This window comes from Promicromonospora sp. NPDC110617 (assembly GCF_055598465.1).
The window spans coordinates 322,099-334,371 of record NZ_JBVKBM010000002.1 but is presented as its reverse complement, the minus strand read 5'-3'; the positions used below and the strand labels follow the sequence as shown (position 1 = coordinate 334,371).

The 12,273-nt window shown below is 75.0% G+C and carries 11 protein-coding genes; 7 read left to right on the top strand and 4 right to left on the bottom strand.

Going from position 1 to position 12,273, the window contains the following annotated elements:
• Nucleotides 1-38 precede the first annotated feature (38 nt).
• Together ACZ7LE_RS12335 and ACZ7LE_RS12330 are read left to right on the top strand one after the other, a co-directional pair.
• Nucleotides 39-725 (top strand): NUDIX hydrolase, encoded by a 687-nt coding sequence (locus ACZ7LE_RS12335; protein WP_470403561.1) that lies wholly within the window; start codon nt 39-41, stop codon nt 723-725.
• 50 nt (nt 726-775) lie between these two features.
• Nucleotides 776-1,708, top strand: coding sequence for a threonine/serine dehydratase (locus ACZ7LE_RS12330; RefSeq protein WP_470403560.1), 933 nt, complete (start codon nt 776-778; stop codon nt 1,706-1,708).
• Nucleotides 1,709-1,721: 13 nt separating this feature from the next.
• Here the strand turns inward: ACZ7LE_RS12330 and ACZ7LE_RS12325 are convergent, their stop codons facing one another.
• On the bottom strand, nt 1,722-2,612 hold the full coding sequence (locus tag ACZ7LE_RS12325) for an aminoglycoside phosphotransferase family protein (RefSeq protein ID WP_470403559.1): 891 nt from the start codon (nt 2,610-2,612) through the stop codon (nt 1,722-1,724).
• An 86-nt stretch (nt 2,613-2,698) separates the two neighbouring features.
• On the opposite strand from ACZ7LE_RS12325, the gene ACZ7LE_RS12320 reads away from it, so the two are divergent.
• Entirely contained in the window at nt 2,699-3,127 is a 429-nt protein-coding gene (locus ACZ7LE_RS12320; RefSeq protein WP_470403558.1) for a DUF1801 domain-containing protein, read from the top strand.
• 104 nt (nt 3,128-3,231) lie between these two features.
• Nucleotides 3,232-5,331 (top strand): HelD family protein, encoded by a 2,100-nt coding sequence (locus ACZ7LE_RS12315; RefSeq protein ID WP_470403557.1) that lies wholly within the window; start codon nt 3,232-3,234, stop codon nt 5,329-5,331.
• A 22-nt stretch (nt 5,332-5,353) separates the two neighbouring features.
• Here ACZ7LE_RS12315 and ACZ7LE_RS12310 read toward each other — a convergent pair whose 3' ends face one another.
• The gene (locus tag ACZ7LE_RS12310; protein ID WP_470404547.1) at nt 5,354-6,805 is read right to left on the bottom strand and encodes a GuaB1 family IMP dehydrogenase-related protein; all 1,452 of its coding nucleotides are present in this window, start codon (nt 6,803-6,805) and stop codon (nt 5,354-5,356) included.
• Nucleotides 6,806-6,978: 173 nt separating this feature from the next.
• On the opposite strand from ACZ7LE_RS12310, the gene dxs reads away from it, so the two are divergent.
• Both dxs and ACZ7LE_RS12300 read left to right on the top strand, forming a co-directional pair.
• Nucleotides 6,979-8,874, top strand: a complete 1,896-nt coding sequence (gene dxs / locus ACZ7LE_RS12305; protein ID WP_470403556.1) for a 1-deoxy-D-xylulose-5-phosphate synthase — start codon at nt 6,979-6,981, stop codon at nt 8,872-8,874.
• A 32-nt stretch (nt 8,875-8,906) separates the two neighbouring features.
• A complete protein-coding gene (locus tag ACZ7LE_RS12300) occupies nt 8,907-9,998 on the top strand; it encodes a carboxylate-amine ligase (protein WP_470403555.1) in 1,092 nt (363 codons plus the stop codon).
• Nucleotides 9,999-10,077: 79 nt separating this feature from the next.
• On the opposite strand, the gene ACZ7LE_RS12295 is transcribed toward ACZ7LE_RS12300, so the two are convergent.
• A complete protein-coding gene (locus ACZ7LE_RS12295) occupies nt 10,078-10,449 on the bottom strand; it encodes a helix-turn-helix domain-containing protein (RefSeq protein ID WP_470403554.1) in 372 nt (123 codons plus the stop codon).
• Between the two features lie 416 nt (nt 10,450-10,865).
• Between ACZ7LE_RS12295 and ACZ7LE_RS12290 the strand changes: the two genes are divergently transcribed.
• The gene (locus ACZ7LE_RS12290; protein ID WP_470403553.1) at nt 10,866-11,546 is read left to right on the top strand and encodes a GNAT family N-acetyltransferase; all 681 of its coding nucleotides are present in this window, start codon (nt 10,866-10,868) and stop codon (nt 11,544-11,546) included.
• A 1-nt stretch (nt 11,547) separates the two neighbouring features.
• On the opposite strand, the gene ACZ7LE_RS12285 is transcribed toward ACZ7LE_RS12290, so the two are convergent.
• Nucleotides 11,548-12,225 (bottom strand): hypothetical protein, encoded by a 678-nt coding sequence (locus ACZ7LE_RS12285; RefSeq protein ID WP_470403552.1) that lies wholly within the window; start codon nt 12,223-12,225, stop codon nt 11,548-11,550.
• Nucleotides 12,226-12,273: the final 48 nt, after the last annotated feature.

The following is a 12,273-nucleotide window of genomic DNA, read 5'->3' as shown; positions in this document are numbered from 1 at the left end:
CGTCCGGGAGGGTCCGCGGCCGGGGTTAAGGTCGGTCGGTGAGCTCCTCCGCATCCGCGCGCAAGCAGCTGGTCGCCCTCGCCGAGCGGGGCTTCGAGGGCCCGTGGCGGCACGCGCGCGGCGACTTCACCGGCGGCGCGCGCCCGGCCTCCGTCCTCGTGCTGTTCGGCGTGCTCGACGACCTCGCGACCGAGCGCGACGACCACGACCTCGCGGTGCCCGCCGACCTCGACGTCCTGCTGCTGGCGCGCGCCGCGACGCTGCGCAGCCACGCCGGGCAGGTCGCCTTCCCGGGCGGCCGCGCCGACGACGGCGAGGACGCCGTCGCGGCGGCCCTGCGCGAGGCCGTCGAGGAGACCGGCCTGGACGCCTCCGGCGTCGAGGTGCTCGGCGCGTTCGGCGAGCTGCCCATGCCCGTCAGCAACCACGTGGTCACGCCCGTGCTCGGCTGGTGGGCCCGGCCCACGCCGGTGCGCGTGGTCGACGTCGCCGAGTCCGCGCACGTCTTCCGCGCCCCCGTGGCCGACCTGCTCGACCCCGCCAACCGGTTCACCACCGTGCTGCGCCGCGGCAACCAGACCTGGCGCGGCCCCGGCTTCCACGTGCACGACGGCGACCTGACGCACCTCGTGTGGGGGTTCACCGCCGGGATCCTGGACGCCATGTTCGACCAGCTCGGGTGGACCGAGGCCTGGGACCGCGACCGGGAACTGGGAATCTCATGACGTCCGAGTCCGAGTCCGAGTCCGAGTCCGATGCCCGAGGAGAGAGACCGATGACCGAGGTGACCCGGGACGCGATCCGCGCCGCGGAGGCCCTGATCCGCCCGCACGTGCGCCGCACCCCCGTGCTGGAGGTCGACCTGGCCGACTTCGGCCGGCCGGCGCAGCCCGTCGCGCTCAAGCTCGAGTGCCTCCAGCACTCGGGCTCGTTCAAGGCACGTGGCGCGTTCACCAGCCTGCTGACCCGCCAGGTGCCCGACGCCGGCGTGGTCGCCGCCTCGGGCGGCAACCACGGCGCCGCCGTCGCCTACGCCGCGGCCCGGCTCGGCATCCCCGCGACCATCTTCGTGCCGAGCGTGACCTCCCCGGCCAAGGCCGAGCGCATCCGCGGCTACGGCGCCAAGCTCGTCGTGGGCGGCGACCGGTACGCCGACGCGCTGGCCGCGAGCGAGGAGTTCGTCGCCGGAACCGGGGCCATGACCGTGCACGCCTACGACCAGCCGGCCACGCTGATCGGACAGGGCACGCTCGGCCTGGAGATCGCCCAGGACCTGCCCGACCTCGACACCCTCCTGGTCGCCGTGGGCGGCGGCGGGCTGATCGGCGGCATCGCCGCCTGGTTCCGCGGCGACGTCAAGGTCGTGGCCGTGGAGCCCGAGGGCGCGCCCACGCTGCACCGGGCGCTCGCGGCGGGCGAGCCGGTGGACGCGCCCACCGAGGGGATCGCCGCCGACTCGCTCGCGCCGAAGCAGGTGGGCGGGCTCATGTTCCCGCTGGCCCAGCAGTTCGTGGCGCAGTCCGTGCTGGTCAGCGACGAGGCCATCGCCTCCGCCCAGCTCTCCCTGTGGGAGGCGGCCCGTGTCGTGGCCGAGCCGGGCGGCGCGACGGCGCTCGCCGCGCTGCTGTCCGGGACCTACGTGCCCGAGCCGGGGGAGCGGGTCGCGGTGCTGGTCTGCGGGGCGAACACCACGGCCGTGCAGTTCTGAGGGCCCGGCGGGGTCAGCCGAGGAGCTGCTCCACCGCGTGCTCCCCGACGCCCACCATGACCGGGTGGGTGTCGGGGTACGCGAAGCAGATCGCGGCGTAGAGCACGGCCCAGCCCTGCGCGCGGCGCCACATCCCGGCGTCCCAGCCGCGGCCGTCGCGCGCCTCGGCGTCCACCACGGCCCGGAAGCGCTCGCGGCCCTCCGCGTCGAAGGTGAGCCACACGGTGCCGAGGTCGGAGGCCGGGTCGCCGCTGGTCACGTCCCCGAAGTCGATGACGGCCGAGAGGCGGTCGCCGTCGGCCACGAGGTTGGCCGGGTGCGGGTCGCCGTGCAGCCACACGGGGGTGCCGTCGAAGACGGGCGCCGCCAGGGCGTCGGCCCAGATCTCGCGGGCGCGCGGCCGCACCCGTTCCGGCAGGAGCGCGACGCGCTTCTCGAACGCCGCGTCCCGCGCCGCGACCGGGACCCCGCGGAAGGAGTTCTCGGGGGCGTCGGCCGGAGCCGGCCGGTGCAGTGCCACGAACACGCGGGCCAGGTGCTCGGCCCAGGGGGTGCGCCGCGCCGCGGGGACGGTCGCGGCCGCGACGCCGTCGGCCCACCGCACGACGCCCCACGGCCACGGGTAGCCGAGCGCCGCGCTGGGCGTACCGACGCGGACCGGGTCCGGGACGGCGACGGGCAGCCGGGGCGCGAGCAGGGGGAGCACCCGGTGCTCGTTGCACAGGAGCTGCGCCCCGAGCTCGCGTCGGGGCAGGCGCACGGCGAGGTCGTCGCCCAGCCGGAGCATCACGTTGTCCCAGCCGTTCGCGACCAGCTCCAGGGACCGGTCGGCGAGGTCGGGGTGCTGCTCGGCCAGGAGGGACCGGGCGAGGTCGACGGTGACGTCGAGGTCGGCGGCGACCACGGGGGACTCCTTCGCTGGTGGGACGGCGGAACCGTTCACCCTATCGGTGCGGTGCGGTGCGCCGTGGCGAACGGGATACTGGGGCGATGCCGACCACGTGGACCGACGCCGACCCCGCCGCGTACCTCGACGCCGTGACGCCCGCCGTCCGGCGTCGCGACGCGCAGACGCTGCGCGACCTCATGGAACGGGTCACGGGGCAGGCGCCGCGGATGTTCGGCACGTCGGTCGTCGGCTTCGGCGAGTACCACTACGAGTACCCCACCGGGCACTCCGGGGACGCACCCGCCGCGAGCTTCGCGCCGCGCAAGGCCGCCAGCACCATCTACCTGCCGGACGGCGTCGGCGCGTACGCGGAGCTGCTGGCCCGGCTCGGCCCGCACACCACCGGCGTCGGCTGCCTGTACCTGAAGGACCTCGGGCAGGTCGACCTCGCGGTGCTGGAGGACATCCTGCGCCGGTCGTGGGCGACGGTCACCGCCGGGACGTTCGGGCAGCGGGCGCGGGAATCCTGAACCGGGAGCCCTGAGCCGCGCGGCACGCCCGAGCGCGGTGCACCCCCGGGAACGTTCTGCGGCACGATCGCGTTGACACCAGGTTCCGACAACGAGGAGACCCGGTGCAGCCACGCCAGACCGAGCAGTCCGCCGAGCAGCAGTACGTCGACGCCCTGTACGCCCGGCTCGACCGCGAGACCGAGCGCGTGCGCGTCGACCTCGACGACGCCGTCCGCGCCTCGTCGACGGACCCGGCCGAGGCCTACACGCGCGAGGTGCGGGTGGCCATGCTGGGCCGGCGCGCCCGCACCCTGGGCGCCGCCGAGCACCACCTCTGCTTCGGCCGGATCGACGGCCAGGACGGGCGCACGCTGCACATCGGCCGCACCGGGCTGAGCGACGGCGACGACCAGCTCCTCGTCGACTGGCGGGCCGAGGCCGCGCGCCCGTTCTACGCCGCCACCGCCGCCCACCCGATGGGCCTGCGCCGCCGCCGGCACCTGGCCCTGGACGGCCGCCGGGTGTCCCGCGTGAGCGACGAGATCCTGGACGGCACCGAGCCGGGGCCGCACGACGTCGTCGGGGACGGGCCGCTGCTGGAGGCCATCAGCGCCCGCCGCACCGGCCGCATGCGCGACGTCGTGGCCACGCTCCAGGCCGAGCAGGACGCGATCATCCGCTCCCCGCACCGCGGCGTCACCGTCGTCGAGGGCGGCCCGGGCACGGGCAAGACCGTGGTCGCGCTGCACCGCGCCGCGTACGTCCTGGCGGGTTTCGACGAGGCGCGGACCGACGGCGTCCTCGTGCTCGGCCCGGGCACCAGGTTCCTCGACTACATCGCGGAGGTGCTGCCCTCCCTCGGCGAGAACGACGTGGCGATGAGCACCGCCGACCGCCTGGTGGCGGACGCCCTCGGCCTGGCCGAGCCCGCGGCCGCGGGTCACGAGCTGCGCCGGGCCGCCGGCGACGCCCGGCTGGCCGACGAGCTGGCCCAGATCGTGCGGGACCACCAGGCGCCGTCCGGCACCCTGACCGTGCTGGTCGACGGCGACCCGGTCACGCTGGACGAGCACGCGCTCGCCGAGGCGCGCGAGACCGCCGGCGGCACCGGCCTGCCGCACAACCAGGCCCGGGCGCTGTTCAAGGACCTCGTCGTGGAGTGGGTGGCCGACGAGGTGCAGGCGCGCGCCCGCGTGTTCCTCGCCAAGCTGGACGAGGACATCGAGGTGCTCACCGGTGGCGTGGACGTCGACAAGGCGGCGGCCGGCGACCTGGCGCGCCTCGGCTTCGCCCCCGACGACGGCGGCAGGTTCGGGCACGCCGCCGCCGTGGCCGAGCTGGACCCGGGCGCGCTGCAGGCCGAGCTCGCCGAGGACGTGGCCCTGGAGCGGGCGGTCGAGGACGCCTGGCCGCACCTGGTGGCCCAGGACGTGGTGCTGGACCTGTTGGACGCGCACCCCGAGCTGACGGACCCCGGGCTGTCGGACTCCCGGCTGGCCGACCCCGGGCGCACGCCGTCCGACGGCGGTACCCCGGCCTGGACCGCGGCGCACCTGCCCCTGCTGGACGAGGCCGAGCACCTGCTCGACGGCCCGCCCGCCCGGATCTACGGGCACGTGGTGGTGGACGAGGCGCAGGAGCTGACGGCGATGCAGTGGCGCTCGGTGCTGCGCCGGTGCCCGGGCCGCTCGATGACCGTGGTCGGCGACCTGGCGCAGGCCGGGCCGGCGACCGGGGCGGCCTCGTGGGCCGACGCCCTGGGCGCCGACCTGGCCCGGCGCGCCGACGTGCGCACCCTGACCGTCTGCTACCGCACCACCGCCGAGGTGCTGGACGTCGCGGCGCCGCTGCTCGCCCGGATCGCCCCCGACCAGGCGCCCACCCGGGCGGTGCGGCACGGCGACGAGCCCCGGCGCGTCACGGCAGCGCCCGGCGAGCTGGTCGCCGCCGTCGTGCGGGAGGCGGAGGCGCTCACCGTCGCAGCGCCGGACGACCTGGTGGCCGTCGTCGCCGCGGACGCGCGGGTGTCCGAGGTCGCCGGTGCGCTGGACGGCACCGGGGTGCGCGTGGTGCCCGTCTCCCAGGTCCGCGGCCTGGAGTTCGACGCCGTGGTGGTCGCCGACCCCGACGGGATCACCGCCGCGCGGCCGGGCGGGGAGCGCGACCTCTACGTGGCGCTGACGCGCCCGACGCGCAACCTCGTCGTCGTCGGCGTCGTCTGAGCCGGAGGCGCAGCCGGGCCGCTCACCAGCTCGTCGCGACCGGCATGCCCTCCTGGTAGCCGGCGGCCGACTGGATGCCGACGACGGCGCGCTCGGAGAACTCGGCGAGCGACCGGGCCCCGGCATAGGTGCACGAGGAGCGCAGGCCGGAGGTGATCTCGTCCAGCAGGTCCTCGACGCCGGGCCGGGCCGGGTCGAGGTACATCTTGCCGGTCGAGATGCCCTCCTCGTACAGGGCCTTGCGCGCCCGGGCGAACGCCGATCCGCTCCCGGCGGTGCGCGCGGCGACGGCCCGGGCCGAGGCCATGCCGAACGAGTCCTTGTAGAGCCGGCCCGTGCCGTCGTCCTTCAGGTCGCCCGGCGACTCGTACGTGCCGGCGAACCAGGAGCCGACCATCACCTGCGACGCGCCGGCGGCCAGCGCGAGGGCGACGTCGCGGGGGTGGCGCACCCCGCCGTCGGCCCAGACGTGCTTGCCGAGCTCGCGTGCGGCGGCCGCGCACTCCAGGACGGCGGAGAACTGCGGCCGCCCCACGCCGGTCTGCATGCGGGTGGTGCACATGGCGCCCGGGCCCACGCCGACCTTGAGGATGTCGGCGCCGGCCGCCACGAGGTCGCGCACGCCGTCGGCCGTGACCACGTTGCCGGCCACGACGGGCACGTCCGGGTCGACGGACCGCACGGCCTCCAGGGCGGCGAGCATCTTGGTCTGGTGGCCGTGCGCGGTGTCGACCACGAGCACGTCCACACCCGCGGCGAGCAGGTCCTTGGCCTTGGCGGCGACGTCGCCGTTGATGCCCACCGCCGCGCCGACGCGCAGGCTGCCCGCCGCGTCCAGCGCGGGGGAGTAGATCGAGGACCGCAGCGCGCCCTTGCGGGTCAGCACCCCGGCCAGGAGGCCGTCGCGGACCACGGGCGCGAGGTCGAGCCGTGCGGAGTGCAGCACGTCGAACGCCGCCTCCAGCCCGCCCGGGCCGTCCAGCAGGGCGGCCTGAAGCAGCAGTGGCTCGGCGGACATCACCTCGGACACCCGGGTGAACCGGTCCACGTCGGCGCAGTCGGACTCGGTCACGACGCCCACGGGCCGGTCGTCCTGCACCACGACGGCGGCGCCGTGCGAACGCTTGCCCAGCAGGGTCAGCACGCTGTGCACGGTGTCCTGCGGGGCGACCACCACCGGCGTCTCGATGACGGGGTCCTTGGCCTTGACGTCCGCGACCACGCCGGCCACGACGTCGGCCGGGACGTCCTGCGGGATGATCGCGATACCGCCGCGCCGCGCGACCGTCTCGGCCATGCGCCGGCCGGCCACCGCGGTCATGTTCGCGACGACGACGGGGATGGTGGTGCCGGTGCCGTCGTCGGACGCGAGGTCGACGTCGAACCGCGACGTGACGTCCGAGCGTGACGGGACGAGGAACACGTCGCCATAGGTGAGGTCGGTTGCCGGAGCCTGCTCGTCGAGGAATCGCACGTTCACCAAGAGTAAAGAGTTTGCCTGCCTGTGCCTATGAGTCCGGCCACATCGTTGTGGAGGTATCGGAGACAGGCACGGGAGGCACCCCTGTCGTGGCACAGTGGAGTGGTCGGTTCCCCTTAGAGTGGGGCCCCGATTCGCCCCTCACCGGGCACGACGAAAGGACGCGCATGGGCTTGCTGAGCGACATCCGTTCGCCCGAGGACGTCCGGGCGCTGACGCCCGGGCAGATGCCGGAGCTGGCCGAGGAGATCCGCCGCTTCCTGGTGGACAGCGTCTCGCGCACCGGCGGGCACCTCGGCCCCAACCTCGGTGTCGTCGAGCTGACCATCGCCCTGCACCGGGTCTTCGACTCGCCGCGCGACACCCTCGTGTTCGACACCGGCCACCAGTCCTACGTGCACAAGCTCCTGACCGGCCGCCACGACTTCTCCGACCTGCGCAAGCGCGGCGGCATGTCCGGCTACCCGAGCCGCGCGGAGTCCGAGCACGACGTCGTGGAGAACTCCCACGCCTCCACCGCCCTGTCCTGGGCCGACGGCATCGCCAAGGCCAACCAGGTGCGCGGCAAGGACGACCACGTCGTGGCCGTCATCGGCGACGGCGCCCTCACGGGCGGCATGGCCTGGGAGGCGCTGAACAACATCGCCGAGAGCCGGGACCGCAAGCTCGTCGTGGTCGTCAACGACAACGGCCGGTCCTACTCACCGACCATCGGCGGGCTCGCCAACCACCTCGACACCCTGCGCACCACGCGCGGGTACGAGGCCTTCCTGAGCTGGGGCACGCGCGCCCTGCACCGCTCCGGTGCGCCCGGCCGCTTCGCGTGGCGCTGGCTGCACGGCCTGAAGAAGGGCCTCAAGGACGTCGTCGCCCCGCAGGGCCTGTTCGAGGACCTGGGCATCAAGTACATCGGGCCCGTCGACGGCCACGACACCGAGGCGCTCGAGCGCGCGCTCGGCCGCGCCAAGGCGTACGGCCGCCCCGTGATCGTGCACGCCATCACCGAGAAGGGCCGCGGCTACAAGCCCGCCGAGGACGACATCGCCGACCGGTTCCACGCCGTCGGCGTCATCCACCCCGAGACCGGGCTGCCCGTCGCCGCCAGCCGGTTCGGCTGGACCAAGGTCTTCGCCGACGAGATCGTCAAGATCGGCCGCCGCCGGTCCGACGTCGTCGCCATCACCGCCGCCATGCTGCACCCCGTGGGCCTCGCGCCCTTCCAGGAGCAGTTCCCCGAGCGCACCTTCGACGTCGGCATCGCCGAGCAGCACGCCGCGACGTCGGCCGCCGGCATGGCCTACGCCGGGCTGCACCCCGTCGTCGCCGTCTACGCCACGTTCCTGAACCGCGCGTTCGACCAGGTCCTCATGGACGTCGCCCTGCACAAGGCCGGCGTCACCTTCGTCCTGGACCGCGCCGGCATCACCGGCGACGACGGCGCCAGCCACAACGGCATGTGGGACATGGCGATGCTGCGCATCGTGCCCGGCCTGCGCCTGGCCGCACCCCGCGACGAGACGACCCTGCGCGCCGCCCTGCGCGCCGCCGTCGACGTCGACGACGCGCCCACCGTGGTTCGCTACCCGAAGGGCGCGGTCGGCGACGACATCCCCGCGGTCGAGGAGCTCGACGGCGTGGACGTCGTGGGCCGGTTCTCCCCGGACGCGAACCGCGCCCAGGCCACGGTGACCCGCAAGGTGCTCGTCGTCGGCGTGGGCTCCATGGCGGCCTGCGCCATGGAGACCGGCGCGGCGCTCGCGGCCCACGGCGTCGAGGCCACCGTGGCCTCCCCGACGTGGGTGCTGCCCGTGCCGGAGAACCTGGTCAAGCTCTGCGGCGAGCACGACCTGGTGGTCACGGTCGAGGACGGCGTGGTCGACGGCGGCGTCGGCGACATGCTGGCGCAACGCGCGGGGGAGCAGGGCATCGGCACGCCCCAGGTGCACATGGGCCTCCCGGTCCAGTTCCTGGACCACGCGAGCCGTGACCACATCGTCCGGGCGCAGCGCATGACGGCGGCGGACGCCACCCGGGACGCCCTCGCGGCGCTCGCCCTGCTGTGACGAGCACTGTGACGGGCGCTGCGACAGGTGCGGTGACGGCGAGCAGGCGCACCGTCGGCGTCGAGGAAGAGCTCATGCTCGTGGGGCACGACGGCCGGCCGATCGCGCGCGCCCAGGACGTGCTGGGGACGGCGGAGCCGGATGACGGCCCGCTGGAGCACGAGTTCATGGAGGAGCAGATCGAGACGGCCACGCCGCCGCGCTCGACGCTGGAGGACGTCGCCGCTGCGATCCGTGAGGGCCGGGCCGGGGCCCAGGCCGCCGCCGAGCGGCACGACGCGCGGATCGCGGCCCTCGGCACGTCGCCGCTCGCGTTCGCCGGGACGACGGTCGGCAAGCTCCGCTACCTCCAGGCGCGCGCCGAGTTCGGCCTGACGGCCCGTGAGCAGCTCACCAGCGGCTGCCACGTGCACGTCTCCGTGGCCGACGACGCCGAGGGCGTCGCCGTGCTCGACCGCATCGGGCCGTGGCTCGCGCCGCTCCTGGCGCTGTCGGCGAACTCGCCGTACTGGATGGGCGACGACTCCGGCTACGCGAGCTTCCGCTCGCAGGTCTGGTCGCGCTGGCCCACGGCGGGTCCGACCCGGACATTCGGGACGCCGGAGGCGTACCACGCCGCCGTCGCGGGTCTCGTCGCGACGGGCACCATCCTCGACCAGGGGATGGTCTACTTCGACGCCCGCCTATCGGCGCGTTACCCGACCGTCGAGATCCGGGTCGCCGACGTGTGCCTCTCGGCCGACACGGCGACGCTGCTGGCCGCGCTAACGCGGGGCCTCGTGGAGACGGCGGCGCGCGCCGCGGCGTCCGGCGAGCCGCCGCCCGAACCGCCCGTCGAGATCCTGCGCACGGCGCTCTGGCGGGCGGGCCGCTCGGGGCTCTCCGGCGACCTCGTGGACCCGCGGACCTGGCGGCCGGCACCGGCGCACGACGTCGTGGGCGCGCTCGTGGAGCACGTCCGCGACGTCCTCGTGGACCTCGGCGACCTCGACACCGTGACCGAGCTGCTCGGCGGGCTCTGGGCCCGGGGCAACGGCGCGTCGCGCCAGCACGCCTGGGCGGCCCAGGCCGACGGCGACCTCGGCGCGGTGGCGTTGCACGCGGCGGACGCCACCCTGGAGTGAGCGGGGTGCAGTGACCGGGGGTGGAGTGAGCGGGGTGCAGTGACCGGGGGTGGAGTGAGCGGGGTGGAGTGAGCGGGGCTCAGCCGTAGTTCCCGGCCAGCTCCCGCGCCGGCTTGCGCGGTTCGGTGACCAGCACGGCGACGTCGCAGCCGAAGAGCTGGGCGAGCATGCCGACCTGGTCCAGCGTCCAGGCGGTCCGACCGCGGAACCGCTCGGAGACGGCGGCCCGCGACAGCCCGACCTCTGCGGCGATCTGCCGCTGGCTGAGGCCCCGTCGTGCGGCCTCGAACCGGACGGCGGCCGCGCACACCAGCGCCAGGCCGTCGAGGTAGAGGGTCGGAGCGCGTCGCGGGGTGACGACGGGAGCGTCGACGTCGTCGTCGAGATCGGGGTCGAGGGTGCCGTCGAAGAGCGGGTCGCGGTCGAGCGGGTCGTAGTTGGTGCGTGCCATGCGACCAGCCTGCCCGGCGACGTGCGTGCGTGAAGCCTGTCCACAGGGTCGACCGGCTGTGGTGCGGAACGGGCGTCGCCTGGGACGGCCGGTGCCGGGATCGGAGGCCGCGAGTGACCGCGCCCGGTGGTGATGCACACCCGGGTGAGGGGTGTCGGGCCGGCTGAACCCCGTACATCCCAGCCCCGGCAAGTTCGGCTCGGGTGGACTGTTCGGCTGAGGTGGATTCCGCGGGCCCCCGACGGCCGAAGTTCACCGAAACCGACACCCCTCGTCCGGGTGCAGCTTGCCCCCCCCGCGACACGCCGTCGGCTCCGCGACACGCCCGAGATGGTGCTGCCCCGGCCTCCCGGGGCCGGGCCCGCGTCCCGGTTTTCAGGTTGCCCGCGCGCGGCGTGACCTGGAACGGTCGGGCGATGGATCTCGCCACAGCCTTCCCGCCGTTCGGGCTCCGGGTCACCAGCGGCGACCTCGAGCTGCGCCTGCCCGACGACGCCGAGCTCGTCCGCCTGGCCGACGTCGCCGTGGCGGGTGTCCATCCGCCGGGGCGGAGCCCGTTCCTCGTCCCGTGGAACCTCGGCGAGCCGGACGAGGTGCGTCGCGGCTTCCTGCAGTACCACTGGGCGTCACGCGGCAAGGCGTCACCCCAGGCCTGGGCGCTCGAGCTCGCCGTGTTCCGCGACGGCGAGCCCGTGGGCGTCCAGAGCGTGGCGGCCACGGCGTTCACCGCGACCCGCTCCGCCGGGACCGGTTCGTGGCTCGGCCTGGCCCACCACGGCCAGGGCCTCGGCAAGCGCATGCGGCTGATGGCGCTGCACCTGCTGTTCGAGGGGTTCGACGCCGCCGTCGCCACGACCGAGGCGTTCGACGACAACCCGGAGTCCAACGGCGTGACGCGGTCGCTCGGCTACGCGCCGAACGGCGTCGCGCGCGTGGACCGGCAGGGCACGGCGGCCACGGAGAACCGCTACCGGATGACCCGCGACCTGTGGGTGGCGCGCCCGGACCTGCACCGGCCCGACGTCACGCTCGCGGGTGTGGCCCCGGTCCGGGCGATGCTCGGGATGGCGGAGCAGGGGCCGGCCACGCCGGCGTGACCTACTTCTTGGCGAGCGCCCACCAGATGATGCCGCCGATCAGCAGCAGGAAGCCCAGCCCCCCGATGAGGAGGCCGAGCAGGAGGACGAGTCCGCTGCCGCCGATCCCGGCCACGCTCTCCGCGTTGTACGGGCCGCTCACGGCGATGCTCACGTCGTCGGTCGCGACCCGCGGGTCGACGACGATCGCGTGTGTACCCTCCTCGTCGGGGACCAGCACCCCGACGGGGTGCACCGTCCAGCCGTTGACCTCCAGGGAGCCGGACTGGTCCGGCCGGCTGATGCGCACCGGGCCGCTCGGTCCCTGGGCGCCCACCGACGAGGTGGGCAGGCTGGTCGACGAGTCCTGCGAGACCTCGAGGACGAGGTAGGCGCCCCGCTCCTGGACGTCGAAGGCCACGGGCGTGGTGGACGGTCCCAGGGCGAGCGCGTCGCTGCCGGCCGTCCCCTCGCTGGTGACGAGGTCCGTCGGCACCAGCTCGACGATGCCCCGGGCGGCCCCCGCGAAGCCCACCACGGCCACGATCACACCCACCAGCAGGACGCCGATCGCAGTGAACGTGAGCACCTTGGGGCCGGTCCGCCGCGGTCGTGGGGCGGGGTAGGGCCGGCCCCCGCCCGGCGCGGGCTGCGGCGGGGTAGGGCCGGGTGCGGGCTGTTCCGGAGGAGGCGCGGACATGTTCGCATCGTCCCTCCGTGCCCGGGGACTGCCAACCAGAGCCGCGAA

Coding starts and splice junctions, on each gene's coding strand:
- ACZ7LE_RS12330 (WP_470403560.1), top strand. CDS start 776: ATGACCGAGGTGACCCGGGACGCGATCCGCGCCGCGGAGGCCCTGATC.
- ACZ7LE_RS12320 (WP_470403558.1), top strand. CDS start 2,699: ATGCCGACCACGTGGACCGACGCCGACCCCGCCGCGTACCTCGACGCC.
- dxs (WP_470403556.1), top strand. CDS start 6,979: ATGGGCTTGCTGAGCGACATCCGTTCGCCCGAGGACGTCCGGGCGCTG.
- ACZ7LE_RS12295 (WP_470403554.1), bottom strand. CDS start 10,449: ATGGCACGCACCAACTACGACCCGCTCGACCGCGACCCGCTCTTCGAC.
- ACZ7LE_RS12290 (WP_470403553.1), top strand. CDS start 10,866: ATGGATCTCGCCACAGCCTTCCCGCCGTTCGGGCTCCGGGTCACCAGC.
- ACZ7LE_RS12285 (WP_470403552.1), bottom strand. CDS start 12,225: ATGTCCGCGCCTCCTCCGGAACAGCCCGCACCCGGCCCTACCCCGCCG.